A 26,604-nucleotide genomic window follows, 5' to 3' on the forward strand; every position below is an offset into this window, starting at 1 on the left:
ATTGAAACGCGGATGAGTGGTCAGGACGAACTGGTTTTCGTGCCTCTGGGCGGCGTTGGCGAAATCGGCATGAATCTCGCGCTTTATGGCTATGGCCCGGCGGCTAACCGCAGCTGGATCATGGTAGATTGCGGCGTGACCTTTGCCGGACCGGATCTTCCCGGCGTCGATCTCGTCCTGCCGGATATCGGCTTCCTCGCCAAGGAGCGCAAGAACCTCAAGGGCATCGTGATTACCCACGCCCACGAGGATCACTATGGTGCCCTCAACGATCTCTGGCCTGGCCTCAACGTGCCGGTCTATGCGTCCGCCTTCACGGCAGGCCTGCTGGAAGCCAAGCGGGATTACGACGGCAAGCGTGCGGAAGTCCCGGTGACACCGTTCAAGGCCGGCGACCGTATCAATCTAGGCCCCTTCGAGATCGAGGCGATCGCCGTCAACCACTCCATTCCGGAGCCGATGGCGCTGGCAATCACCACGCCTCTCGGGACGGTGGTGCATACGGGGGACTGGAAGATCGATGCCAATCCCTCTCTCGGGCCGCTGACAGACGAAAAGCGCCTCCGCGAAATCGGCGACAAGGGTGTGCTGGCGCTTCTCTGCGACAGCACGAATGCGCAACGCGAAGGCGTCTCGCCCTCCGAGGAGGAGGTCTCCAAAAGCCTCCAGCAACTGATCGAGACGGCGGAAGGGCGCGTGGCAATCACCACGTTCTCCTCGAATGTCGGTCGCATCCGCTCGGTCGCCAAGGCGGCCGAGGCGGCGGGCCGCGAGGTCCTGTTGCTGGGCAGCTCGCTGAAGCGGGTTGTCAACGTGGCGGCGGATATCGGCCTGATGGAAGGCGTGAAGCCGTTCATCGCCGAAGACGAGTATGGCTATATCCCGCGCGACAAGATCGTCGTGATCCTCACCGGCAGCCAGGGTGAGGCGAGGGCAGCCCTTGCCAAGCTTTCCCGCGACGAGATGCGTCATGTCGCGCTTGCCGCCGGCGATACGGTTGTTTTCTCCTCGCGCGCCATTCCCGGCAACGAGAAAGCCCTGCAGGACATTCGCAACGCACTGATCGAACAGGGCGTGAGGATCGTGACGGACAGCGAGGCTCTGGTGCATGTCTCCGGCCACCCCCGTCGCAGCGAGCTGGTGCAGATGTACGAATGGGTACGGCCGCGGATTCTCGTGCCGGTCCATGGCGAAGCCGCACATCTGACGGCCCAGGCGGAACTGGCAAGAAGCTTTGGCATCCCCGAAGTGCCGAAGGTGCGCAACGGTGATGTCCTGCGCCTCGCGCCCGGTCCCGCCGAAGTGATCGGCGAAGTGCCGCATGGCCGTATCTTCAAGGACGGCAAGCTGATCGGCGAGTTCGACGAACTCGGGATCGGCGAGCGGCGGAAGCTCTCCTATGTCGGGCATGTCGCCGTGAACGTCCTGCTGGATTCGCGCTACGATTTCCTGGACGATCCGGAAGTGGTCTCGACCGGTCTGCCCCTCTACGACGACGAGGGCGAGGAGCTGGACGACAGCCTGTATGATGCCGTCGTCGGTGCCATAGAGAGCATCCCCCGTGCCCGCCGCAAGGATCTGGAAATGGTGCGGGAATCTGTTCGCCGTGCGGTGCGCGCCGCCACCAACGAGATGTGGGGCAAGAAGCCCATGGTCACCGTCTTCCTGACCAAAGTCTCACTTTGACGGCGGCGATGGCGCGGCTAAAGAGAGGCGGTTGCAATCCGCCTCACCGTGCAGCCGTTTGCGGGTGAGGCGCCGTTTCAGGAGGGTCCATCATGCTCGGCCGCGTCAATCATGTCGCCATTGCAGTTCCGGATATGGAAAAGGGTATTGCCGCCTATCGCGATACGCTGGGGGCGACGGTATCCGAGGTCCAGAAGCTGCCGGAGCATGGGGTCAGCGTCGTTTTCGTCGAGCTTCCGAACACCAAGGTGGAGCTGCTCGAGCCTCTCGGCGAGAATTCTCCGATTGCGGCCTTCCTGGAAAAGAACCCTTCGGGCGGCATGCACCACATCTGCTACGAAGTCGAGGACATCCTGGCGGCCCGAGACCAGCTGAAGGCAACGGGCGCCCGCGTGCTGGGTGACGGAACGCCGAAAATCGGGGCGCACGGTAAGCCCGTGCTGTTTCTCCATCCCAAGGATTTCTTCGGCACACTCATCGAACTCGAGCAGGTGTGACGGCCTGGTGACCCGTTGCGGTTGCGCCCAAATGGCGCAGCCATGCGATTGGGGCGCGGTGCCACTTTACCGCCGCCTTCGCTCGCCATAGGAAGGGGCGTCAGCGCCAATCGGGGAGGACGCCCATGAACTTCTTTTCGATGTTCGCCATCTACTTCGTCGTATGGTGGATAACGCTCTTTGCCTGCCTTCCGGTCGGCTTGCGCACCCAGGCCGAGGCGAACGAAATCGTGCCAGGCTCGGTGGAAAGCGCTCCCCACCGTTTTCAGGCAAAGAAGGTCCTGCTGCTGACCACTGTCATCTCGGCAATCATCTGTGCGGTCTGGTGGATTGCGGTGAGCCGCTTCGGCTTCAGCCTCGACTCTCTACCCGTGCCGATGCCGGGCAACGGCTGATCGCGAACCGGAGGATCTTGCGGAAGGGCAAAAAAAAACAAGGCGCGGAGCGCCTTGTTGCGAAGTTTCGCGTGACCTTTTCACCGTTTCCGGGGCTGCGATAAACGCGCCTAAGATCCAATCCTCCCAAGACTTGACCGCGAGATAGGCAGGGATTGAACTCCCTTGCCTGTTTTGTGGGCAGAAACTAGCCCAAGGTTCGGCGTTTGTCGACACCTATTTCTACATTTTTGCATCACTCCAAGAAAATTTTCCGGTTGACAAATTTCTGCCATACAGGCGAGCGAACGCTCGTGCGTCTGCCGCAATTGCGCCTTCCGGAAGCGGCTTGAGGCATTTCTCCCCGACAATTCTGTGCGCACGCCGCAGGCGGGTTTTCTTCCCTGCGCGAAGCGGTTATGAACACAGCCAGTTCCCTCACGGTCGCGCCGATTCCGCCTCAAGGCCGGGGTCGCCATTTTCCTGGAAGTCGTCATGCGCCTGTCTCGCTATTACCTGCCCATCCTGAAAGAAAATCCCAAGGAGGCGGAGATCGTCTCGCATCGCCTGATGCTGCGCACGGGCATGATTCGCCAGCAGTCCCAGGGCATCTACAGCTGGCTGCCGCTCGGCAAGCGGGTGCTGGACAAGGTGAACCGCATTATTCGCGAGGAGCAGGACCGTTCGGGTGCCATCGAGCTCCTGATGCCGACGCTGCAGTCGGCGGAGCTGTGGCAGGAATCCGGGCGCTACGATGCCTATGGCAAGGAAATGCTGCGCATCAAGGACCGTCAGGACCGGCCGATGCTCTATGGCCCCACGAACGAGGAGATGATCACGGACATCTTCCGCTCGACGGTGAAGTCCTACAAGAGCCTGCCGCTGAACCTCTACCACATCCAGCTGAAGTTCCGCGACGAGATCCGTCCGCGCTTCGGCACCATGCGCTCGCGCGAATTCCTGATGAAGGACGCCTATTCCTTCGACCTCACGCGCGAGGGAGCCGAGCACTCCTACAACAAGATGTTCACCGCCTATCTGCGCACCTTCGCCCGCATGGGCCTGCGTGCGATCCCGATGCGCGCCGACACCGGCCCGATCGGCGGCAACCTCAGCCACGAGTTCATCATCCTCGCCGATACGGGCGAGTCGGAGGTCTTCTGCCACCGCGACTTCGTCAACTTCGACATTCCCGCAGAAGACACCGATTTCGACGATGTGGGCGGTCTGAAGAAGATCTTCGATCAGTGGACCTCGGTCTATGCCGCCACTTCCGAAATGCATGACGAGGCTGCCTTCGATGCCATCCCGGAGGGTGAGCGCCTGTCGGCCCGCGGCATCGAGGTCGGTCACATCTTCTATTTCGGCACCAAGTATTCCGAAGCCATGGGCGCGAAGGTGCAGGGTCCCGATGGCAAGGAACACATTGTCCACATGGGTTCCTACGGCATTGGCCCGACGCGCCTTGTTCCCGCCATCATCGAAGCCTCCCATGACGAGAACGGCATCATCTGGCCGGCATCCGTCGCGCCCTTCGATGTCGTCGTGATCAACATGAAGGCCGGCGACGAAGCCTGCGACAAGGCCTGCGAGGAGATCTATGCGGCGCTGACCCGGGCGGGCAAGGACGTGCTTTATGACGACACGGACGACCGTGCCGGCCAGAAGTTCGCAACCGCAGACCTGATCGGCGTTCCGACCCAGATCATCGTCGGCCCGCGCTCCATCGCCCAGGGCGAGGTCGAGGTAAAGGACCGGAAAACCGGCGCACGCGACACGATGACCGTCGAGGCTGCCATCAACCGTGTGAACGGCTGAGCTTAGGGATCGGGAGAAGACATGGCCGGAAAGGAAGCGGAAGCGGCAACGGCCCCATCGGCAGCAAGCCCGATGGGACGGCCGTTCTCGGTATTCGAGCGCATGGTGGCGTGGCGCTATCTCAGGGCCCGCCGCAAGGAGGCATACATCTCCGTTATCGCCGGCTTCTCCTTCATCGGGATCATGCTGGGCGTGGCGACCCTCATCATCGTCATGGCGGTGATGAACGGTTTCCGCAACGAGCTCATCAACCGCATCCTCGGCATGAACGGCCACCTGATCGTCGCTCCGGTGGATAGCCCGCTGGACAACTATCCCGATCTGGCAAAGAAGTTTGCAGCGATCCCCGGGGTGACGATGGCCCTGCCGCTGGTGGAAGGCCAGACGCTTGCCTCCGGCAAGGGCGGGGCGGGCACCGGCGCGCTGGTCCGCGGCCTCCGTGCGGAAGACATCACGAAGCTGAAGTCCGTCTCCGGCAACATCAAGTCCGGCGATATGGTCGGTTTCGCCTCCGGCGAAGGGGTTCTCATCGGCACCCGCATGGCCGCTCAGCTGGGGATCGGGGCGGGAGACGAGATAACCCTCATTTCTCCCGAGGGCGACGTGACCCCGCTCGGCGTCAACCCGCGCGTGAAAAGCTACAAGGTTTCCGGCCTGTTCGAAGTCGGCATGTCGGAATATGACAGCAGCATCATCTTCATGCCGCTCGAGGAAGCCCAGCTCTATTTCAATGCAGAAGGCATCGTCCAGTCGATCGAGCTTTTCGTGGACCATCCCGATGCCGTCGACGAAATCCGGCCGAAGGTCGAGGCCGCGGCCGGCCGGCAGATCTTCATCACCGACTGGCGGCAGCGCAACCAGACCTTCTTCTCCGCCCTCCAGGTCGAGCGGAACGTGATGTTCATGATCCTGACGCTGATCGTCATCGTCGCGGCGCTGAACATCATCTCCGGCCTCATCATGCTGGTGAAGGACAAGGGGCGCGACATCGCGATCCTGCGCACGATGGGCGCGACATCTGCTTCGGTGCTGCGGATCTTCTTTATGACCGGGGCGGCCATCGGGGTCGCCGGGACCTTTGCAGGCGTCGTTCTCGGCGTCGTGGTGTGTCTCAACATCGAGAGCATCCGCCAGTTCTTCAGCTGGGTTTCGGGCACGCAGCTCTTCAACCCCGAGCTCTATTTCCTGAGCCAGCTTCCGGCAGACATGAACGGCGGGGAGACCATTGCCGTCATCTGCATGGCGCTCGGCCTTTCCTTCATCGCCACGATCATCCCCGCATGGCGCGCCTCGCGGCTGGATCCGGTCCAGGCGCTCCGGTACGAATAAGAAGAGTTGGACGCGATGGCCTCCAGGATTGCATTGCAGCTTTCAGGTGTCGAGCGCAGCTACGGGCAGGGGGAGACCACTCTCCAGATCCTGAAGGGCGTCGATTTCACCCTGCGCTCCGGCGAGATCGTGGCGCTCGTGGCCCCCTCGGGCACGGGCAAATCCACGCTCCTGCATGTCGCCGGCTTGCTCGAGCACCCGGACGCCGGAGAAATCCGCATTGCCGGCGAGCCCTGCAACGGTCTTTCCGACGAGCGGCGCACCGCCATCCGCCGTGCCGAGATCGGTTTCGTCTACCAGTTCCATCACCTGCTTCCCGAGTTTTCCGCCATCGAGAACATCATGATGCCGCAACTCATCAGCGGTCTGTCCAAGGCGGAGGCCCGCGAACGGTCGAAGGCCCTGCTGGATTACATGCGGATCGGGCACCGGGCCGAACACCGGCCTGCAGAGCTTTCGGGCGGTGAACAGCAGCGCGTCGCAATTGCACGCGCCGTCGCCAATGCGCCCATGGTGCTTCTTGCAGACGAGCCGACGGGCAACCTCGATCCCGAGACGGCCCATTATGTCTTCGAGGCGCTGGAGGCCCTTGTGCGCCAGTCGGGCCTTGCGGCGCTCATTGCGACCCATAACATGGAGCTCGCGGGGCGCATGGATCGCCGCGTGACGATCTCCGGCGGCAAGGTCGTGGATCTCTGATATCCCCTATCGGCCCGAGCCTGCGATGCGCTGCCTGACGGCATGCGTTAACGCCTTTTCCTCTCCGTAAGCCCTTTCTTAACCGCATCGCGGCCTTCGGCCGCTAACGACTATATTTGGCTTGACCAACGAACAAAAAGAGAACAAAATAAAAACATAAACGAAATGGAGAGCCGACATGAGCGAATACATCCGTGATGCCGCAGCCTTTGCTTCCATTGTTACCTTCGTCGCCAGCCTGTCCCTGTTCGTCATGGCGATGTAATTGAAGCGGCGGAGACCGCGCCCGCCCGCTTGCCTCAAGTGGCCCGGGCTCCGCCGCTTCAACCCCATAACGGGCAGAGAGCCCATGCAATCTCAGAGAACGCCACCACGGTTCCGCCGGGGTGGATAGTCGCCCGGGGGCACTGGACTCCGGTTGCCTGAAGTCGGAATATCCCGCGATTCCAAAAGTCAGGCAGGCAAGAGAGACATGGCAGAGATTTCCTCGAGCGGCGAGGGCAACGGTGCCGGGGCTCCGCAGGCCCCGAAGTTCATTCATCTTCGTGTGCATTCCGCCTATTCCCTGCTGGAAGGGGCGCTGCCGCTGAAGAAGATCCTTGCGAAGGCAGTGGCCGACAATCAGCCCGCCATCGCCATCACCGACACCAACAATCTTTTCGTCGCGCTGGAGTTTGCCGAGAAGGCAACCGGCGACGGCATCCAGCCCATCATCGGGTGCCAGCTCTCCGTGGACATGGAAGACGGCCTCGACATCGAGCGCCGCGGCTCGCAGGCGCATCTTGCAAAAATGGCCTCGCTTGTTCTGCTTGCCGCAACTGCGGAAGGTTACGAGCGTCTCGTCGATCTCGTCAGTCGTGCCTATCTGGGCGGCGAGGGCGGCGACAAGCCGGTGCACATCAAGCTTTCCTGGCTCGACGAATACGGAACCGAGGGGCTGATCGCCCTGACCGGTGCGTCAAGCGGCCCCGTCGACGGGCTGCTGAAGGAAGGCCATGCATCCAGTGCGGAGCAGCGCCTGCTGCGTCTCAAGGCGCTCTTCGGCGACCGGCTCTATGTGGAGCTGCAGCGGCAGGCCCGCTATGACCGCAAGCACGAGCGCAGGATGCTGGAGCTTGCCTATCGCCATGATCTGCCGATCGTCGCCACCAACGAGGCCTTTTTTCCCACGGTCGACGACTACGATGCCCACGATGCCCTGATGGCGGTGGCGCATGGCGCGATCGTCTCCGATGACAGCCGCTTCCGCCTGACACCCGATCACTATCTGAAGAGCCAGGAGGCGATGGCAAAGCTGTTTGCCGATCTGCCCGAGGCCATCGACAACACCATCGAGATCGCGCGGCGGTGCTCCTTCGTCCTCAAGACCCGCAAACCGATCCTGCCGCGCTTTACCGGTGCGACGGATGATCCCGAGGAAGCCGAGCGCGCGGAATCGGCCGAACTGCGCCGTCAGGCGGTAGAGGGCCTGGAAGAGCGCATGGCGCGCCTCGGCATTGCGGAGGGATACACCGAGCAGGATTACCGGGACCGCCTCGAGTTCGAGCTCTCCGTCATCGAGCGGATGAAGTTCCCGGGCTACTTCCTGATCGTTTCGGACTTCATCAAGTGGGCAAAGCAGCACGATATTCCCGTCGGCCCGGGCCGCGGCTCGGGTGCCGGTTCGCTCGTTGCCTATGCACTGACGATCACGGACGTGGATCCGCTGCGCTTCTCGCTCCTCTTCGAGCGCTTCCTCAATCCGGAGCGCGTTTCGATGCCGGACTTCGACATCGACTTCTGCCAGGACCGCCGCGAAGAGGTGATCCGCTACGTGCAGCAGAAATATGGGCGCGACCAGGTGGCCCAGATCATCACCTTCGGATCGCTGCAGGCCCGTGCTGCGCTGCGCGACGTGGGCCGCGTGCTGGAAATGCCCTATGGCCAGGTGGACAAGATCTGCAAGCTGGTGCCGAACAATCCCGCCAACCCGACGCCGCTCTACAAGGCCATCGAGGAGGAGCCGAAGCTGCGGGAGGAGGCGGAGAAGGAGCCTGTCGTCGCCCGGCTGCTCGATATCGCCCAGAAAATCGAGGGGCTCTACCGTCACGCCTCCACCCATGCGGCGGGGATCGTGATCGGCGACCGCCCGCTTTCCAAGCTCGTGCCGATGTATCGCGATCCGCGGTCCGACATGCCGGTCACCCAGTTCAACATGAAGTGGGTGGAGCAGGCCGGTCTGGTGAAATTCGACTTTCTCGGCCTGAAAACCCTGACCGTCATCAAGACGGCGGTGGACTTCATCCGCAAGCGGGGGATCGAGGTCGATATCCCGAGCGTCCCGCTGGACGACAAGAAGACCTACGAGATGCTGTCGCGCGGCGAGACCGTCGGCGTGTTCCAGGTGGAAAGTGTCGGCATGCGCAAGGCCCTCATCGGCATGCGACCCGACCGCATCGAGGACGTGATCGCGCTGGTGGCGCTCTATCGCCCGGGTCCGATGGAGAACATCCCGGTCTACAATGCCCGCAAGCACGGCGAGGAGGAGATCGAGTCGATCCACCCGATGATCGACCACCTGCTGGCGGAAACGCAGGGCGTTATCGTCTACCAGGAACAGGTGATGCAGATCGCCCAGGTTCTCTCGGGCTACTCCCTCGGCGAGGCGGATCTTCTGCGCCGCGCGATGGGCAAGAAGATCAAGGAGGAGATGGACAAGCAGCGCGCCCGCTTCGTCGAGGGCGCGATGAAGAACGGCGTCTCCAAGGCGCAGGCCGACAACATCTTCGACCTCCTGGCGAAATTCGCGAATTACGGCTTCAACAAGTCGCATGCCGCCGCCTATGCGATCGTGTCCTATCACACCGCCTTCCTGAAGGCCCATTATCCGGTCGAGTTCCTTGCCGCGTCCATGACGCTCGACATGTCGAACACGGACAAGATCAACGACTTCCGGCAGGATGCGAAGCGCCTGGGAATCACGGTCATCCCGCCGTCGGTGCAGACGTCGTTCCGCCATTTCGAAACGGGGGAGAACCGGATCTACTATTCGCTGGCGGCGATCAAGGGCGTGGGCGAGTCGGCGGTCGATCACATCGTGGCGGTGCGGGGCGACAAGCCCTTTGCCTCCATCGAGGATTTCTGCCTCCGGATCGATCCCAAGCAGATCAACCGCCGTGTGTTCGAAAGCCTTATCTCCGCCGGTGCCTTCGATTGCTTCGGCATCGACCGAGCGGTGCTGATTGCCGGTCTCGACCGGATCATCGGCTATGCCCAGCGCGCGCAGGAGAACAAGGTCAGCGGCCAGTCCGACATGTTCGGGGCAGGGGCGGCGACCGGACCCGAGAAAATCACCTTCCCGCAGACCACGCCCTGGCTGCCGTCCGAGAAGCTCCATCGGGAATACCAGGTGCTGGGCTTCTATCTGTCGGCGCATCCGCTGGATGCCTATTCGGCCACGCTCGCCAAGATGCGCGTGCAGACGTTTGCCGATTTCTCCGCGGCGGTGAAGCAGGGCGCATCGTCCGGCCGCCTTGCCGGCACGGTGACCTCCCGGCAGGAGCGCAAGACCCGCACCGGCAACAAGATGGGCATCGTCACCTTCTCCGACAGCTCCGGCCAGTTCGAGGCGGTGCTCTTCTCCGAAGGGCTGAACCAGTATCGCGACCTGCTCGAGCCCGGCAAGTCGCTCGTCATCACCGTGCAGGCGGACGAACGGCCCGAGGGCATCGGCCTGCGCATCCAGACCGCGCAGTCGCTCGAGGAAAAATCCGTCCAGATGCAGAAGGCCCTGCGCGTCTTCGTGCGCGACAGCGGCCCGTTGAAGGCGGTCGCCTCGCACCTCAATGCCAAGGGTGACGGTCTGGTCTCCTTCATCGTCATCAAGGAGGATGGCCGGCGGGAGATCGAGGTGGAACTGTCGGAGAAGTACCGGATCAGTCCGGAGATTGCGGCGGCCATGCGGACGGCTCCCGGCGTGATCGACGTGGAACTCGTCTAATATTGAGAAGGGGCTGAAACAGATTCTGTTTCAGCCCCTTCCGCCGGTTTCCGGACTCTGTTTTCGAACGCGTTGAATCGGTTTGTGAAGGTCAGCCTCCGCTCTTCGGCGGATGGGTCAGCGTGATGAAATCGGTGCCTTCGGTGCCGGTCTCCTGACCAAGCCCGCCGTCCGTGATGGTGATGAGGCTTCCGGCAGTCAGTTCCGCCTCGATGCGTTCGCGCACGGCATCCGGAATGCGGATCCGGTTCATCGTCTCCTGCAGGGAGAGGGCATCGCTGGCAATGCCGAGCCTCTTCCGCGTCGCCGCAGAAAGACCATCCGGAACGGTCATCCCGTACCATTCGGCTGCGCCGGTGGCGGCATTCATGTCGCGAAGCTGCATCACATGGGTGCCGAGCGCCACTTCAGGTTCCGCGATCACAACGGGGGCGTCGAAGAGCGGCTTGAAGTTGCGGCGAACGTAGATCTGCCCTTCCGGCGGGCGCTCCTTGCCCGCTGCCTTGAAGATGGCGTCGACGACCTCTTCCGTCAGAACATTGCCCTTCACGGGCATATCCCGGGTAAGCTTGAAGGCATTGATCGCCGCAATGGTATTGCGGCCCAGCCTGCCGTCCGGCTCACCGGCGCTGAAGCCCAGGCCGTTGAGGGCGGCCTGCACATCCTTGATGGTTTCGGAAAGACCGCGGCGGGTGACGAGAATGCGCAGTGCCTTGTCTTCATCCTGCTTGGCCTCCCGAGGCGGAGCGATGGAGGCTTCGTTCAGGGCAACTTCGGTGGGCTTCAGAAAATCGGAGATCGGGCTCAGCCGCAGCTCGGCATCCGAGAGAAGCGTGTCGCCTCCGGATGGCCTTTCGGGCTTGAAGAGAAAGGGATGCAGAAGCGCCTGTGGCACCAGCGCCTCGTCGGCGATGATGACCGGGACGCCCATGTCCGTCATGCCGTAAAGTTCCTTTGCAAAGCCATGGGGCAGGCGCACGCAGCCGTGGGATGCCGGTCGCCGCGGTACGGACTTCGATTCATGGAGCGCCACGCCGGACCACGTGATCCGCTGCATGAAGGGCATCGGGGCGGAATCATAGAGATTGGATTCGTGGTACTTCTTCTTCTCGATGACCGTGAAGATACCGGTCGGGGTGGAATGCCCGGGCTTTCCCGTGGAAACATTCGACGTGGCAACCACCTTGTCGCCGTCATAGACGGCAAGGCTCTGATTGTCCCTCGAGACGACGATCGCCAGTGCTCTGGATGAGCCGGCATGGGCAGGCGCGGTGAGAAGCAGGGCCGTTCCCAGGCCCACCACAAGGCGATACAACATTCACAACCGTCCAACGCAGAACAAAAAGACGACCAGGGGATGCAAAAGGCGCGACGGCGCCGATTTCCTCCCGTTATTGTACTGAACTGTTACAGACGATTGTTAAGAATGACTTCCCGTACAGGTGGCAATACCGCAGCAGGAGGGGGATCCGGGGCGGGAATTCTTCGCTACAGGGTTAACGAACGGTTGCACTGGTTCAGGTGGGCTTCGGTGGTTCCTTGCGGCGCAGGGTGCCGAAGGTGTAGCCGGTCTCGACGGTTCCCTTTCCGAACTTCTCCCGGATCTTGTCCATGGCCGCCTCTGCGGCGGCCCGCCTTCCGGCATCGGGATCGACGAGATCGGGCGGGTCGGCGCGGTCCGGTTCCGACAGGTCGCTCACCCCTATCCCGATCAGACGGAAACGGGTTCCATCCATCTCCTTCTCCAGCAGGGAACGTCCGATGCGGAAAATCCGGTCCGCAAGCTGGGTCGGATCTTCGAGGCGCCGGTTTCGGGTGCGGCTCTTGAAGTCTGCGGTCTTGAGCTTGAGCACGACGGTCTGTCCTGACGTGCCGGTTTTCTTCAGCCGCCAGGAAACTTTCTCCGAGAGGCTCCGAAGGATCGGGACGAGGTCTTCCTCCCTCCAGAGGTCCTCGAAGAAGGTCGTTTCCGCCGACACGCTCTTGGCTTCTTCGTTCGGATGGACCGTGCGCTCGTCGATGCCGCGCGAGAGGCGCGAGAGCCGCTGGCCGATCGTGCCATAGCGACGCATCAGGTCCGTCTCGTCCATCACCTGAAGCTGGCCGACGGTGGTGATGCCATCCCTTGCAAGGGTTTCGGCGAAAGCCTTGCCGACCCCCCAGATGGTGGTCACCGGCCGTGGCTTCAGGAACTCCACCGCCTCGGCCTCGCCGATGACGGAAAAGCCTCGGGGCTTGTTCAGATCGGAAGCCACCTTTGCCAGGAACTTGCAGTAGGAGAGGCCGATGGAGACCGTGATTCCGATCTCCTGCTCCACGCGCCGGGCGAAGCGGGCAAGGACACGCGCAGGCGTATCATGGTGAAGGCGCTCCGTGCCCTTGAGCTCCAGAAAGGCCTCATCGATGGACAGCGGCTGCACGAGGGGCGTCAGCTCCTGCATCATCGCCCGCACCTGCTTGCCCACGCGGGCATATTTCTCCATGTCGGGCCTGATGACCACCGCGTCCGGACAGGCTTCCAGCGCCTTGAACATCGGCATGGCCGAGCGCACGCCGTGGATGCGCGCGATATAGCAGCACGTGGAGACGACACCGCGCTTGCCGCCGCCGACGATCACGGGCTTGTCGAGGAGATCCGGATTGTCCCGCTTCTCGACCGAGGCGTAGAAGGCGTCGCAATCGATGTGGGCGACGGTCAGCCGATCGATCTCCGCATGGCGGACCAGACGCGGGCTGCCACAGGCCCGGCAACGGCGATCCGCGTGCCGGGCAGGCTTCAGGCAGTCGCGGCAAAAGCCGGGGAGGTCGTTCGAAGCGAGCGTCATGGCCGGAACATAAGTTGAACATCGCCACGATAGCCAAGCGGAACTCTTCCGGCAATATGGCGTTACGCAGAAGCTGCGTGCAGTCCACCGCCGTTTTCGGTCAGACGGCCGAGGCGATGAAGTGGGCCTTCAGCATCTCGCCGGCATGCGGCCAGTCGTTGGCGCGCCGCACATGGTCGGCGGGCTTGGGAGCCATGCGGTGGATGACGCTGTCCGGCATCATGTGAATGAGAAGGCAGGTATCGACGTGCTCCCCGACGGAGTGGAGGTTGTGCGCCATGTCGTCGATGAAGCCGACCGGCAGCGTCCGCCCTGCGTGCAGCGCCTTCACCACGGGACCCTTCGGCGTTTCCGTGGCGATCATCGGGAAGCGCAGATGGAGCTGGTCGAGCAGCCGCCTGCGGGCTTCCGCAAAGCGGGGCGGCATGGCCGTGAGGAACACCACGTCCGCATCGCGCTCGAGCGCCTGGAGCGTGTCCACGGCCTCGGCAAAGGGCGTCTGCCAGCGCTCCTGATCCTCGAAGAAGGATTCGATCAGGCCGCTGACAACGCTGTCTTCGAGAGCAGCCTCGGTCTCAAGCGAGATGATGTTGCCGTGCAGCCGGTAGCTGCGGTGCAGGAGTTTGCTGCCGCGCGCTTCGAGATAGGCTTCGAACGGTTTCAGGAATTCGAGAACGACATCATCCACGTCGCAAACGACGAGCGGTCTGTCCTTGAGGAGAACATGATCGAGTGTGGGAAAATCGAGCATCAATATTGTCCGGAATCGAGGCCCGGGCCGGAGATCCGGTGCCAGGCGTCAGCTATCTGTTCGGGGGTGTAGCCACTCGCGGCAGCAAAGGCCACCAGCGTGGGCTCATGCTGCATGATGAAATCGAGGAGGCCGGCATGGAACCCGGGATCCGCCATGGCCGGTCTCAGGTCGTGAGGACCGAGTCCGGAAAGAGCCAGGAACCGCGACAGCATGTCCGGCTCATTCGCCAGCCATCCCAGAATGGCTACGGCCAATTCTGCGGGATCGACCTTGTCTATTTTGAGACCGCTCTGCATTTCTTGATAACAATTACCTATTTCGAAACTAAATCGGGCTAGCGTCGCACTGGGGAAGTCGTGCGCTCATCACCCTCAGGTGAAGCATGCCCTTGAAATGCCGGATCAAAAGGACAGCCGAGACGATGCCGAAGCAGGTCATGATTGTAGAGGACAATGAGCTGAATATGAAGCTCTTTCGCGACCTCATCGAAGCTTCCGGTTACGCGACCATACAGACCCGCAACGGTCTGGAAGCGCTGGACCTTGCCCGCAAGCACAAGCCCGATCTCATCCTGATGGACATCCAGCTGCCGGAGGTATCCGGGCTTGATGTGACCAAATGGCTGAAGGAAGACCCGGAGCTGCATGTCATTCCCGTCATCGCCGTGACTGCGTTCGCCATGAAGGGCGACGAGGAGCGCATTCGGCAAGGCGGCTGCGAGGCCTATGTCTCGAAGCCGATCTCCGTGCCGAAATTCATTGAAACCATCAAGACCTATCTTGGTGATGCTTGAGACAGGAAGAGATGCATGACTGCGCGTATCCTTGTCGTTGACGACATTCCCGCCAATGTCAAAGTGCTAGAGGCGCGGCTGATCGCCGAATATTTCGAAGTCCTGACCGCGAATGACGGTTTTCAGGCGCTGTCCATCTGCGACCGGACGCAGGTGGACCTCATCCTGCTCGACATCATGATGCCCGGCATGGACGGTTTCGAAGTCTGCGAGCGCCTGAAGGCGAATCCGCGCACGACGCACATCCCCGTTGTCATGGTCACCGCGCTCGATCAGCCGTCCGACCGTGTGCGCGGCCTCAAGGCCGGCGCCGACGATTTTCTGACCAAGCCCGTCAACGACCTGCAGCTTGTTTCCCGGGTAAAGAGCCTGTTGCGCCTCAAGACGCTGAGCGACGAACTTCGTATCCGTGCCGGGTCCGACCATCCGATGGACGAACTGGCACGGCTGGGCGAGGGGCGCGTGGAAGAGGCTGCCCAGGTCCTGCTCGTCGATCCCCGCGCAAGCTCCCAGGAGCGCATCATCAAGGCGCTGAAGCCGGTTGCGGAAGTGACCGCCATGCCGGACCCGCAGGCCGACGTATTCGAGGCTGCGGACAACGTTTTCGACCTCGTGATCGTCAACGGCAATCTCGATGGCTACGACCCGCTGCGGCTTTGCTCGCAGCTGCGTTCGCTGGAAAGGACCCGCTTCATTCCGCTCTTGATCATCGCGGAGCAGGGCGAGGAAAACCTGATCATCCGGGCACTGGATCTCGGCGTGAACGATTACATCGTCCGCCCGCTCGATCCCAATGAGCTCGTGGCGCGCTGCGTGACCCAGATTCGCCGCAAGCGCTACAGCGACCGGCTGCGCAACAGCATGAAGAAGAGCTTCGAACTTGCGGTCACGGATCCGCTGACGAGGCTCAGCAACCGTCGGCATCTCGACAATCACCTGAAGATGCTGTTCAACCGCGCCGCCGCCCGTGGCCGGCCGCTGTCCGTCTGCATCACCGATATCGATCGCTTCAAGGCCGTGAACGACACCTACGGCCATGATGCCGGGGATGAGGTGCTGAAGGAATTCGCGAGCCGAATCCGAGCCAGTGTGCGCGGCGCCGATCTCGCCTGCCGCTATGGCGGGGAGGAATTCGTGGTGATCATGCCCGATACGCTGCCCGACGCGGCGACTGCAATTGCAGAGCGGCTCCGCACCGCGATCGAAGGCCGCCCCTTCTCCCTGGGGACAGGCCAGCCCGCCATCAATCTGACAGCCTCGATGGGTATCGCCTCGAACCTCGCAGGCGCGGAAACGCCCGAGCAGCTGCTGAAGCAGGCTGACCAGGCCCTCTATACGGCAAAGCACAATGGCCGGAACCGGGTGGTGGCGACCGCCGCCTGAACCGGTACATCATCCTCTGCCCTGCCTATCGATATCCGGCTATCGTTTGGGGCAGGGGACCGGTTTCCGGCAGAACATGGCATTTGCCTGTTTCGTGAGCAAAAGCACGTAAAATTCGTTTAAAAATTAACTTTCGGTAATGTTTTGGCTCTGAATCACCATTATCAATTTCGGAATTTAACCATATACACAACGAAATCACGCGCTGCGTTAAGAAATAGTTGATTTTGATCCAGATTCGCGCAAGCTTCTGTCAAGACGAAACAAGCCTTCGGGCTAGTGCTACCCCATGATGCTCAGGTCCGCCGCATCTCCTGGATCGTGGGGTCGGCCGACTGGCAAGCTGTCAAAAGCGGTTCCTCGTGCCGTATGCGAGCTGGTCGGCCCCCAATTCAAACGCCGCGTCTTCCGCAAGGAAGCGCGGCGTTTTCGTTTGCCCGCCTGGGCCCCTTATCTCTTTCACTGTTGGCTATGTATTGCGCCGGCTGCCGGCCATAAAAAAAGCGCCCCGGAGGGCGCCCCTTTTGAAGCCATGATCAAGCAGATTACTTGATCTTGGTTTCCTTGAACTCGACATGCTTCTTGACGACCGGATCGTACTTCGTCTTGGTCATCTTTTCGGTCATGGTACGGCTGTTCTTGGTGGTGACGTAGAAGAAGCCGGTGTCAGCGGTGGACAGCAGCTTGATCTTGATGGTGGTGGCCTTTGCCATGGTCGTCCTGCCTTTGCAAAAAAATGAAGCCGTGGACGGCCATATGGAGCCCGCGGCGAAACTTGGCGCGAAACTACAAATCGCGCCCGAAAAGTCAAGCCCGTTTTGGGCGGAACGCCAGTCTTACGCCGGTAAAGACGACATAGAGACCGAAGAAAAGGGCAATCGCCCAGGCGAAGCCGTCATTTCCGGTCGCGTCGATGGCGGTACCGATTATCTGCGGGCCGGCCACCGTGCCCACCGCGTAGCAGAAGACGAAAGCGGCATTGGCTGCCGCCAGATCCGCGCCCTGGAGCTGGGAACCCAGATGGGACAGCCCCACCGTGTAGAGCCCGGCGATGCTGCCGCCCCAGAACAGCAGGATGATGGAGAGAAGCCGCCAGTCGTCCAGGAAAGTCGGCATCAGCAGGGCGCCGGCCAGACCGATCAGCGCCATGATGGTGAGCAGGATTCTCCGGTCGGAAACCCTGTCCGAGATCATCCCGATGGGGATCTGGAACAGCACATTGCCCACGGCCATGACCGTCAGCAGGGTGCCGGCCTGCGATTCGGTGAAGCCCGCACGGGTTGCGTAGACGGGGAACATGGATAGCCCGCCTGCCTCCACGGCCCCGAAGATGAAGACCGCAGCGGTGGCGGTGGGAACGATGAAGATATAGCGCCAGAAGTTCATTTCCGGTCCCTCGTTCAGGACCGGGCTTTCATGGCGTGCGACATAGATCGGGATTGCCGCCAGCAGGATGGCCGTGGCCCCCACGAGGAAGGGCATGATTCCGACGCTGCCGAGCTGCGAGAAGATGGCCGCACCCGCGCCGAAGCCCAGCGACAGGACGGTGGCATAGATGCCGAGCACAAGCCCGCGCCGGTGGGGCGGGGAGGCTACGTTGATCCAGAACTCCGACAGGATGAACAGAGCCGTGGTGGCGCCATGGAAGACGACGCGCAGGGGAAACCACATCCAGAACGGTTCGGCGAAATAGAAGCCCATTGCGCTCACGGCGGAAAGCACCACGGAGAAGATCATCGTCGGTGCAACGCCATAGCGATGGGCGGCCCGCGTCGTCAGCGGCGCGGCGATCATGGCTGCAACCCCCGCCATGGCCGAATTGAGCCCGATGAGCGTCGAGGAAATGCCCCGATTCTCCAGAATGATGCTCAGCAGCGGCAGGCCGAGCCCTATCGCGATCCCCACTGCAGATATCGAAGAGATCGCCGCGATGAGCGAAGGCCAGTGGATCTCTTCAGCGGGATCGGCCGACCCGCGCGTCGGTTCTGTCATGCATCATTCCTTAGAACGTTACCCGGACCATGGTCCTGCGCCGGTCGAAGAAGAACGGCACGGGCAGTCCAAATGGGAGTCCGGGATCGTTATCCATGAGAATACGCAGCTCTTCAAGGATCGATCTCGTGATTTCGGGCATCGGGATCTCGCCGACGGCGGAGAGTTCCACCCACCGCAGGTCATGCAGTTCGTTCGAGTCGCGGATACCCGCCGGATCGACCCCCGCCTCGTCGGCGAAGGTGCAGAAGAAGCGGGTATCGAAGCGCCGCACCATGCCGGGCGGAGTAATGGCGCGTGCCACGTACCGCAGCCCGTCGAGGCGCGCCCGCAAGCCGCGTTCGTCGCGCTCGCCGATGGAAATGCCGGTTTCCTCGTGAAGCTCGCGCAGCGCGGCAAGGGCAAGCGCCCGCGCACCCGTCGGGGTCTTGGAGGAACGGCTCTCGCCGACCAGTTTGTCGAGGACAGCAGGATGCATGTCCGTATCGAAGGGGAGGGCATGATCGCGCCGGTCCCTTCGCCCGCCGGGGAAGACATAGAGGTCCGGCATGAAGACGTGCCGGGCGTGCCTCTTGCCCATCAGCACCCGCCACGGGCCTGCCGAACGGTCGACGAGAATCAGCGTTGCGGCATCGCGGGGCCGAAGTGCCTTCGGCCGCGCCTTGCTCGCGTCTTCCTTTTGCATGGGGCCGCCTCCCGCATCCCGCCGCACGATGGGCTCTTCAGGGATAGTCCTTGTCGTGGCCGTGGTCCGGCTCGTTCCTGGCACCGCCGAAGCCGTGCATCCGCAGCGCCCACTGAAGGCCGATGACGCCGCCCTTCACGGGTTGCATCAGAAGCAGGGCGGAAACAAGCGTGATCGGCGTCCAGATCGCCAGGTGCAGCCAGCTCGACCATTCGGTAAAGATCATGTCGGTCATCATGAAACCGCCGACGGTGATGTGCCCGATGATGAAGATCACGAGATAGGGCGGCAGATCGTCCGCCTGCTGGTGGCTCATGTCCTCGTTGCAGGCCGCGCAATGGTCGACTGGCTTCAGGAACTTGCGGAACAGCTTGCCGCTGCCACAGGCGGGGCAGGTGTTCAGCATGCCCCGCATGACCGAGCGGGTGACCGGGCGCTCGCTTTCGGATTGCCCGCCGAAACGGGTCGTTTCGATGCTATTTTCGGCCTGCATGTCATTACTCCCTTGGTCGGAATGCCGTCCTCAGCGCCTTCCGCGCGGCGGACGGGTTCCGGGCTTCTTCGCGCCGCGGCTGCGATCCCGGGCACGGGAGGCCTTGTGGAACGAGCGGATGGCGGTGGGCATCTTGCGGCCTTCGCTGAGCATCTCGAAGCGCAGCGCGCCCGCAAGCGGCACCGCTTCGACGAGCCGCACCTCGACATCGTCACCGAGACGGTAGCCAAGGCCGGTCTTCTCGCCCGTCAGCGCCTGATGCGCCTCGTCATAGACGAAATAATCGGTGCCCAGCGTAGATATGGGCACGAAGCCATCGGCGCCATACTCGGGCAGCGTGACAAATAGTCCCGCCTTGGTCACTCCGGAGACACGCGCCTTGAACTCCTGGTTGACCCGTTCCGCCAGATGATGGGCAATCAGGCGGTCGACGGTTTCTCGTTCCGCGGCCATCGCACGGCGCTCGAAGGTGGAGATTTCCGCCGCGATATCGTCCAGCTGGCCCTCTTCCTGCGGGGTGATGCCCCCTGGGCCGAGGCCGAGGGCGCCGACCAGCGCACGGTGCACGATCAGGTCCGCATAGCGCCTGATCGGCGAGGTGAAGTGGGCATATTTCAGAAGGTTGAGGCCGAAGTGTCCGATGTTGTCGGGGCTGTAGACCGCCTGGCTCTGCGAGCGCAGCACCATTTCGTTGACCATCGTCTGGTGTGGCGTGCCCTCGGCCTTCGAGAGAATGCCGTTGAAGGAGTTGGCGCGCATGTTGCCGCCCTTGGCCATCGGAATGGAAAGAGTAGCCAGGAATTCGCGCAGAACCTCCTGCTTCGCAAGCGAAGGTGCGTCGTGGACGCGGTAGACCAGCGCCTGCTGCTTCTTTTCCAGCGTTTCGGCCGCAGCCACATTCGCCTGGATCATCATTTCCTCGATCAGCTTGTGACTGTCGAGGCGCGGCGGCACGAAGACCCGGTCCACTGTGCCGTCGGGCTTCAGCAGGATCTTACGCTCCGGCATGTCGAGCTCCAGCGGCTGACGCCGGTTCCGGCCTATGGTCATGATCCGGTAGGCTTCCCAGAGCGGCTTCAGGATGGGCTCCAGCAGCGGCCCCGTCTTGTCGTCCGGCTTGCCGTCGATCGCCGCCTGAGCCTGCTGGTAGGACAGCTTCGCCGCACTGCGCATCATGATTCGGTGGAAGGTGTGGCCCGCCTTGCGGCCTTCCTTCGAGAAGATCATCCGTACCGCCAGCGCCGGGCGGTCCTCGCCCTCGCGCAGCGAGCAGAGATCGTTGGAAATGCGCTCCGGCAGCATCGGCACCACGCGATCCGGGAAGTAGACCGAGTTGCCGCGCTTCAGCGCTTCCTTGTCCAGCTCCGAACCGGTGCGCACATACCAGGAGACATCGGCGATTGCGACCGTGACGATGACCCCGCCGGGATTGTCGGGCGATGGGTCGGGCTCAGCATAGACCGCGTCGTCATGGTCCTTCGCATCGGCCGGATCGATGGTGATCAGCGGCACCTTGCGCCAGTCTTCCCGGTGGGAGAGCGTTGCAGGCTCCGCCTCTTCGGCGGCGCGCAGAACCGATTGCGGGAAGATGTGCGGAATTCCGTGGGCGTAGATGGCGATCATCGAGATCGCCTTTTCCGAGGCAACGGACCCGATCACGTTCAGAACCCGCGCGCGGGGCAGGCCCATTCGTCCTGCCCGGGTTACCTCCACCTCGACCAAATCGCCGTCCCGTGCATCGCCGACGCCGTCCGCCTCGATCTGCATCTCCTCACCGCGGCGTTCGATGGGCATCAGACGGCCAACACCGCCCGGACGCTCGCGGAACACGCCGAGCACGGCGTTCCTGTGCCGGTCGATGAGCTTGATGATGCGGGCCGTATAGGCCGGTCCACCGCGATCCTTGGCGGGGAAGATTTTTGCCAGAACCCGGTCGCCAAGACCCGCCACGGGGCTCTTGCCCTGCTTGCGGTCCTGCGACGACTGGCGGATCAGCACGGCGGGTGCAACGCCGGCTTCCTCAGGCCATTCGGCCGGGCGGGCAAGCAGCTCGCCGTCCTTGTCGCGGGTGGTGATGTCGAGAACGGTTACCGGCGGCAGGGCGCCGGGCCTTATCAGCGACTTCCGGCTTTTCTGGAGAAGTCCATCTTCCTCAAGTTCGCGCAGCGCCGCCTTGAGCTCGACGCGGGCCTCGCCCTTCAGGCCGAAGGCCTTGGCAAGCTCCCGCTTCGAAGCCTTCTCCGGATAATCCGCGATGAAGCGGAGCAGGACATCCCGCGGCGGAACGACCCCGTGGATCAGGGCCTCGGGATTTTTCTCTGCGGCAGCCTGCCGGCCGCGCTCTGCCTTCGTGGCTGCCCTGCGTTCGCTTCTGTTCGACGGAATCTTCGTCACTCTTTCGCTTTCTTGGTCTTGGCGGCAGCCTTTGGCTTTGCCTTGGCGGCCGTCTTCTTGGCCTTCGGTGCGGCTGCCTCGTCACCGGCAGCGGCGGCCTTGGCCTTGGTCGTCTTGGCCTTGCCCTTGGCGCCCTTGCCGGTTCCGGTCTTTTCCGCCCGCTCAGCAATCAGCACCAGGGCCTGTTCCATCGTCACGGCGGCGGGATCGGTGCCGCGGGGCAGTGTGGCATTCACCTTGCCCCAGTTCACATAGGGGCCGAAGCGACCGTCGCGCACGGTAACGGACCCGCCATCGGGGTGGTCTCCCAGTTCCTTCAGCGCCGCCGGCGTGGACCGGCCACGGCCGCCGCCGGCCTTGTTCTGCTTGTCGGCCAGCACCGCAACCGCGCGGTTCAGGCCGATGGAGAACACGTCTTCAACGCTTTCGAGGTTCGCATAGGTTCCATCATGCAGCACGAAGGGCCCGTAACGACCGATGCCGGAGGAAATCATCTTGCCGGTTTCGGGATGCTGGCCGATATCACGCGGGAGCGAGAGCAGGGCGAGCGCCTTCTCGAGATCGATGTCTTCCGGTTTCCAGCCTTTCGGCAGGGAGGAGCGCTTGGCATCCTTCGCTTCGCCGCGCTGCACGTAGGGGCCGAAACGACCGCTGCGCAGCGTGATCTGTTCTCCGGTGATGGAATCGGTGCCCAGTGCCTTGGGTTCGTTGAGGCCCGAGGATTCCGCTTCCGCTCCGCCCTCGTTCGAAAGCTGGCGCGTATAGTTGCATTCCGGATAGTTGGAGCAGCCCACGAAGGCGCCGTACTTGCCGAGCTTGAGGCTGAGCTGGCCTGTGCCGCAGACCTGGCAGACGCGCGGATCGCTGCCGTCATCCCGCTTGGGGAAGACGAGCGGCGCCAGCGCCTCGTTCAGCGCATCGAGAACATTGGTGACCCGCAGTTCCTTCGTATCTTCGATCTGCGAGAAGAAATCCCTCCAGAAGTCCCGCAGGACATCCTTCCAGTTCAGCTCGCCGGCGGAAATGCGGTCCAGCTTTTCCTCGAGATCGGCCGTGAAATCGTACTCGACATATTTGTTGAAGAAGCTCTCCAGGAAGGCGGTGACCAGACGGCCCTTCGCCTGCGGAACGAGCTTGCGCTTGTCGATGGTCACGTAATCGCGGTCGCGCAGCGTGGCGAGCGTCGCCGCATAGGTGGACGGGCGGCCGATGCCGAGCTCTTCCATCTTCTTGATCAGCGAAGCTTCCGAATAGCGCGGCGGCGGCTCGGTGAAATGCTGCGTGGCGTTGATCTTCTGCTTGGCAAGCGTCTCGCGAGCATTGATCTCGGGCAGGCGGCCATCCTCGTCACCGTCCTCGGACGGTTCGCCTTCCTCGCGCTGATCGGTGTAGGCGGCGATGAAGCCGTCGAAGCGGATGACCGAGCCGACGGCGCGCAGTCCGGCCTTGCCCTCGGCGCCTTCCGCCAGGATTTCGGCCGTGGTGCGCTCGATCTCGGCGGAGGCCATCTGGCTTGCGATGCCGCGCTTCCAGATGAGATCGTAGAGCTTCAACTGATCCGCATCGAGGAAGCGGCGCACCTGGTCCGGCGTCCGGTTGAAATCGGTGGGACGGATGGCCTCGTGGGCCTCCTGGGCGTTCTTGGCCTTCGTGGAGTAGAGGCGCGGCTTTTCCGGCAGGTAGCGCTCGCCGAACTGCTGGCCGATTGCCCGACGCGCGGCGTCGATCGCCTCGGGCGCCATCTGCACACCGTCGGTACGCATGTAAGTGATGAGACCGGCCGTTTCCCCGCCGATATCGATGCCTTCGTAAAGCTTCTGCGCCACCTGCATGGTGCGCGATGCGGAGAAGCCGAGCTTCGACGATGCGGCCTGCTGGAGCGTGGATGTGGTGAAGGGCGGCGAGGGATTGCGCCGGACCGGCTTCGCCTCGACGGACTCCACGGTATAGGCAGCCCCTTCCAGAAGGCGGCGAAGCGCGTTGGCTTCATCGGCGTTGTGGATCGAGTTCTTTTGCAGCCGCTTGCCGTGGGCCTGCACCAGGCGTGCCTCGAATTCGTCGCCGCGCGGCGTCTTCAGGAGCGCGGAGATGTTCCAGTATTCTTCGGAAACGAACCGTTCGATCTCGCTCTCGCGGTCGCAGACGAGGCGAAGCGCCACGGATTGCACGCGGCCGGCGGAGCGGGCTCCGGGAAGCTTCCGCCAGAGCACCGGCGAAAGGTTGAAGCCGACGAGATAGTCGAGCGCACGGCGCGCCAGATAGGCATCGACCAGCGGCTCGTCGATATCGCGCGGCTCAGCCATGGCATCGAGCACGGCCTTCTTGGTGATGGCGTTGAACACCACCCGCTTCACCGGCTTGCCGTTCAGGACCTTCCTCTTTTTCAGAAGATCGAGCACGTGCCAGGAAATTGCTTCTCCCTCGCGGTCCGGGTCGGTTGCGAGGAAAAGGCCATCGGAGGATTTCACCGCATCGGCAATATCCTTGATGCGCTTCTGCGAGGCGCTGTCCACCTCCCAGAGCATTTCGAAATCCTGATCGGGAAGAACGGAACCGTCCTTGGCCGGAAGATCGCGCACATGGCCGAAGGAAGCCAGAACCTTGTAGCCCGGGCCGAGATACTTGTTGATCGTCTTTGCCTTCGCAGGCGACTCCACCACCACTACATTCATCGTGCTTCTCTAACCCGTCCTTGGGTATTTCCCGTTCGAGGCATTATCGGTGTGCGCTGCCGGGATCCGGCATTTCGACATGGACAGGGATTTGTCCGTGGTCAAGAGGGAACAGGAATTTAATGTATTGCAACGTTATGCAACCGATGAGCGATTAAGAACATGTTGCAATTCTAAATGAATTAATTATCGTGATCAGCGAAGGCCGAGCCCCGACGCGGCACACGGCACCGTTGGCAACAGGAAGAGAGTATGGTCCCCAAGGTCGCAAATACGCCGGATGGCAAGGGTGAGGTCAGGGAAAGGATCGCCTATGTCGAGCATATGCTCGCCCAGCTGGCCGTGGTGGCGCGGGCCGAGCGGGAGGACATGCTCGGCTATCTCATCGACATGGCCTATGAGGAGGCGAGGGACGTCAGCCGCCGCAGCCGCTGATCGGCAGCATCATCGGCGCTCGTCCAATGAAAGGGCGACCAGCCCGCCGGGAAAGCGCTGCAGGCGTCCGGCAAGATCGAGCTCCACGAGAACGAGATACACAGCAGCGGCTGCAACGCCGGTGTGTCGGATGATCTCGTCAATCTCCACGGGCGTCGGCCCGAGGGCTTGCATGATTCGACTGCGGTCACTGTCGTCGGGGGCAGGACGCATGGGTCTGTCCTCCTCGATGGGCGGTTCGCGGATATCGAGGCCGCTGAAAAGATCGCGATGGTGAAGCGGCGCAAGCGCGGCAAGGATGTCGTCCGGACCCGTGACGAGGATCGCCCCCTGCTTCAGGAGCCCGTTGGTGCCTTCGCAGCGAGGGTCGAGCGGCGAACCCGGCACGGCAAAAACGAGACGGCCCGCTTCCCCCGCCAGCCTTGCGGTGATCAGCGACCCGGAACGCATCGCCGCCTCGACGACCACGACGCCGAGGCCGATCCCCGCAATCAGACGGTTTCGTCGCGGGAAATCCCGCGCACGCGGCTCCCAGCCGAAGGGCATTTCGCTGACGGCAAGGCCGTTGCCGTTCCAGATTTCCTCGAGCAGAGGGATGTTTTCCGGAGGATAGGGACGGTCGAGTCCTCCAGCGAGGGCCGCGATCGTGCCGGTATCGAGACTGGCCCGGTGCGCTGCCTGATCGATGCCGCGCGCAAGGCCCGAGACGACGGCATAGCCGGCGCGTCCGCATTCGCGGGCCAGATGGGCGGTGAACTTGCAGCCGGCAAGAGAGGCGTTGCGGGCGCCCACCATGCCCACCGCCGGCAGCGCCGTCACCGCGGCGTTGCCCTTCGCGGCGAGGAGCGGCGGGGCTGCATCCATGTGGCGGAGTGCTTCCGGATAGTCGGGCTCGCCAAGACCGATGAAGCGGGCGCCAAAGGTGGCTGCGCGCTCCAGTTCCGCCTCCGCCTCGGCGCGGCTGGCGATGCGGATGCCGCGGGGCGCGCCGCCGCGGCTCGCAAGCTCGGGCAACGCTTCCAGTGCCTTGTCGGCGCTTCCGAAATGATTGATGAGATCGCGAAAGGTGGCAGGCCCCACATTGTCGCTTCGGATCAGCCTGAGCCAGGCGATCCTCTGTCGGTCGGAAAGCGCAATTCCCTTGGTCCTTGCGCTTCCCGTTCCGGTCATCCCTTGTCCCCGATCCTGCTTTCGGTGCCGAGTATGAGGCGCTCGATGTTCGGCTTGTGCTTCCACCACGTGATGATGGTCAGAAGCGCCATGGCAAGCGCCATTTCAGGTCTTCCTAATATCCACAGGACGACGGGAATGACAAGAGTGGCCGTGAGTGCGGAGAGAGAGGAATAGCGGCTCAGCTTCGCCATCGAGAGCCAGACGAATGCAAAAACCAGCACCATGACCGGCATCAGCCCCAGCAGGACGCCGAGATAGGTGGCAACGCCCTTGCCGCCCTTGAAGCCGAGCCAGACCGGGAAGAGGTGGCCGAGGAAGGCTGCAACGCCCGCGACGATCGCGCCGCCTTCTCCGAAGAGCGCCCGCGCGAGCAGCACCGCAATCGTGCCCTTCAGCGCATCGAGGAGCAGCGTCGCGGCGGCCAGCTTCTTGTTGCCGGTGCGAAGCACGTTGGTGGCGCCGATATTGCCGGAGCCGATGGAGCGGATGTCGCCCATGCCGGCGGCGCGGGTGAGAAGGAGGCCGAAAGGGATCGAGCCGAGGATGTAGCCGAGCGCCAGCGAGGCCGCGACGGGAACCGTACCGATGGAAAACAGCGAAAAGTCAGGCACGCGAGATCTCCG

The 26,604-nt window shown here is 62.7% G+C and carries 22 protein-coding genes; 10 read left to right on the plus strand and 12 right to left on the minus strand.

All coding sequences use genetic code 11. From position 1 onward, the window contains the following. Window positions 1-12: 12 nt before the first annotated feature. The 7 genes from GGR23_RS19285 to dnaE all read left to right on the plus strand — a co-directional run bounded on the left by GGR23_RS19285 (window position 13) and on the right by dnaE (window position 10,382). Complete coding sequence (locus GGR23_RS19285) at window positions 13-1,686, plus strand: ribonuclease J (RefSeq protein WP_183367958.1); 1,674 nt, start codon at window positions 13-15, stop codon at window positions 1,684-1,686. 92 nt (window positions 1,687-1,778) lie between these two features. Beyond that, on the plus strand, window positions 1,779-2,183 hold the full coding sequence (mce, locus tag GGR23_RS19290; protein ID WP_183367959.1) for a methylmalonyl-CoA epimerase: 405 nt from the start codon (window positions 1,779-1,781) through the stop codon (window positions 2,181-2,183). A 125-nt stretch (window positions 2,184-2,308) separates the two neighbouring features. Next, window positions 2,309-2,578: a DUF1467 family protein gene (locus GGR23_RS19295; protein WP_183367960.1), complete on the plus strand. Its 270-nt coding sequence runs from the start codon at window positions 2,309-2,311 to the stop codon at window positions 2,576-2,578. 474 nt (window positions 2,579-3,052) lie between these two features. Next, window positions 3,053-4,375 (plus strand): proline--tRNA ligase, encoded by a 1,323-nt coding sequence (proS, locus tag GGR23_RS19300; protein WP_183367961.1) that lies wholly within the window; start codon window positions 3,053-3,055, stop codon window positions 4,373-4,375. Between the two features lie 21 nt (window positions 4,376-4,396). Then, on the plus strand, window positions 4,397-5,704 hold the full coding sequence (locus tag GGR23_RS19305) for a lipoprotein-releasing ABC transporter permease subunit (RefSeq protein WP_183367962.1): 1,308 nt from the start codon (window positions 4,397-4,399) through the stop codon (window positions 5,702-5,704). Window positions 5,705-5,719: 15 nt separating this feature from the next. Continuing rightward, window positions 5,720-6,403 carry an ABC transporter ATP-binding protein gene (locus GGR23_RS19310; protein WP_183367963.1) on the plus strand — a complete coding sequence of 228 codons (684 nt, stop codon included), beginning with the start codon at window positions 5,720-5,722 and terminating at the stop codon, window positions 6,401-6,403. Between the two features lie 472 nt (window positions 6,404-6,875). Beyond that, window positions 6,876-10,382 carry a DNA polymerase III subunit alpha gene (gene dnaE, locus GGR23_RS19315; protein WP_183367964.1) on the plus strand — a complete coding sequence of 1,169 codons (3,507 nt, stop codon included), beginning with the start codon at window positions 6,876-6,878 and terminating at the stop codon, window positions 10,380-10,382. 91 nt (window positions 10,383-10,473) lie between these two features. Here the strand turns inward: dnaE and GGR23_RS19320 are convergent, their stop codons facing one another. The 4 genes from GGR23_RS19320 to GGR23_RS19335 all read right to left on the minus strand — a co-directional run bounded on the left by GGR23_RS19320 (window position 10,474) and on the right by GGR23_RS19335 (window position 14,257). Further along, window positions 10,474-11,700, minus strand: coding sequence for a L,D-transpeptidase family protein (locus GGR23_RS19320; protein WP_183367965.1), 1,227 nt, complete (start codon window positions 11,698-11,700; stop codon window positions 10,474-10,476). 199 nt (window positions 11,701-11,899) lie between these two features. Next, entirely contained in the window at window positions 11,900-13,207 is a 1,308-nt protein-coding gene (locus tag GGR23_RS19325; RefSeq protein ID WP_183367966.1) for a DNA polymerase IV, read from the minus strand. 100 nt (window positions 13,208-13,307) lie between these two features. Further along, window positions 13,308-13,958, minus strand: coding sequence for a hypothetical protein (locus GGR23_RS19330; protein WP_183367967.1), 651 nt, complete (start codon window positions 13,956-13,958; stop codon window positions 13,308-13,310). Continuing rightward, entirely contained in the window at window positions 13,958-14,257 is a 300-nt protein-coding gene (locus GGR23_RS19335) for a DUF3572 domain-containing protein (protein ID WP_183367968.1), read from the minus strand. The genes GGR23_RS19330 and GGR23_RS19335 overlap by 1 nt, the downstream gene beginning before the upstream one ends. Window positions 14,258-14,382: 125 nt before the next feature. Here GGR23_RS19335 and GGR23_RS19340 point away from each other — a divergent pair, with 125 nt between their 5' ends. Both GGR23_RS19340 and GGR23_RS19345 read left to right on the plus strand, forming a co-directional pair. Next, a complete protein-coding gene (locus GGR23_RS19340; RefSeq protein WP_183367969.1) occupies window positions 14,383-14,754 on the plus strand; it encodes a response regulator in 372 nt (123 codons plus the stop codon). Window positions 14,755-14,769: 15 nt separating this feature from the next. After that, window positions 14,770-16,137 carry a PleD family two-component system response regulator gene (locus GGR23_RS19345; RefSeq protein ID WP_183367970.1) on the plus strand — a complete coding sequence of 456 codons (1,368 nt, stop codon included), beginning with the start codon at window positions 14,770-14,772 and terminating at the stop codon, window positions 16,135-16,137. A gap of 545 nt (window positions 16,138-16,682) precedes the next feature. On the opposite strand, the gene rpmG is transcribed toward GGR23_RS19345, so the two are convergent. The 6 genes from rpmG to topA form a co-directional block, all read right to left on the minus strand. Beyond that, on the minus strand, window positions 16,683-16,850 hold the full coding sequence (gene rpmG, locus GGR23_RS19350; RefSeq protein ID WP_034795357.1) for a 50S ribosomal protein L33: 168 nt from the start codon (window positions 16,848-16,850) through the stop codon (window positions 16,683-16,685). 94 nt (window positions 16,851-16,944) lie between these two features. Then, on the minus strand, window positions 16,945-18,129 hold the full coding sequence (locus tag GGR23_RS19355) for an MFS transporter (RefSeq protein ID WP_183367971.1): 1,185 nt from the start codon (window positions 18,127-18,129) through the stop codon (window positions 16,945-16,947). Between the two features lie 10 nt (window positions 18,130-18,139). After that, the gene (locus GGR23_RS19360; RefSeq protein ID WP_183367972.1) at window positions 18,140-18,814 is read right to left on the minus strand and encodes an NUDIX hydrolase; all 675 of its coding nucleotides are present in this window, start codon (window positions 18,812-18,814) and stop codon (window positions 18,140-18,142) included. 37 nt (window positions 18,815-18,851) lie between these two features. Further along, window positions 18,852-19,307 (minus strand): DUF983 domain-containing protein, encoded by a 456-nt coding sequence (locus GGR23_RS19365; protein WP_183367973.1) that lies wholly within the window; start codon window positions 19,305-19,307, stop codon window positions 18,852-18,854. Between the two features lie 30 nt (window positions 19,308-19,337). Continuing rightward, the gene (gene rnr / locus GGR23_RS19370) at window positions 19,338-21,608 is read right to left on the minus strand and encodes a ribonuclease R (RefSeq protein ID WP_210297027.1); all 2,271 of its coding nucleotides are present in this window, start codon (window positions 21,606-21,608) and stop codon (window positions 19,338-19,340) included. Between the two features lie 89 nt (window positions 21,609-21,697). Continuing rightward, window positions 21,698-24,373 (minus strand): type I DNA topoisomerase, encoded by a 2,676-nt coding sequence (gene topA, locus GGR23_RS19375; RefSeq protein WP_183367975.1) that lies wholly within the window; start codon window positions 24,371-24,373, stop codon window positions 21,698-21,700. 252 nt (window positions 24,374-24,625) lie between these two features. Between topA and GGR23_RS19380 the strand changes: the two genes are divergently transcribed. Beyond that, window positions 24,626-24,808, plus strand: a complete 183-nt coding sequence (locus tag GGR23_RS19380) for a hypothetical protein (protein WP_183367976.1) — start codon at window positions 24,626-24,628, stop codon at window positions 24,806-24,808. 9 nt (window positions 24,809-24,817) lie between these two features. Here GGR23_RS19380 and dprA read toward each other — a convergent pair whose 3' ends face one another. Both dprA and plsY read right to left on the minus strand, forming a co-directional pair. Further along, entirely contained in the window at window positions 24,818-25,978 is a 1,161-nt protein-coding gene (gene dprA / locus GGR23_RS19385) for a DNA-processing protein DprA (protein WP_183367977.1), read from the minus strand. Continuing rightward, window positions 25,975-26,592, minus strand: a complete 618-nt coding sequence (gene plsY, locus GGR23_RS19390; protein WP_343066706.1) for a glycerol-3-phosphate 1-O-acyltransferase PlsY — start codon at window positions 26,590-26,592, stop codon at window positions 25,975-25,977. The genes dprA and plsY overlap by 4 nt, the downstream gene beginning before the upstream one ends. Between the last annotated feature and the right edge of the window lie 12 nt (window positions 26,593-26,604).

This window comes from Gellertiella hungarica (assembly GCF_014197145.1).
Classification (GTDB): Bacteria; Pseudomonadota; Alphaproteobacteria; order Rhizobiales; family Rhizobiaceae; genus Gellertiella; species Gellertiella hungarica.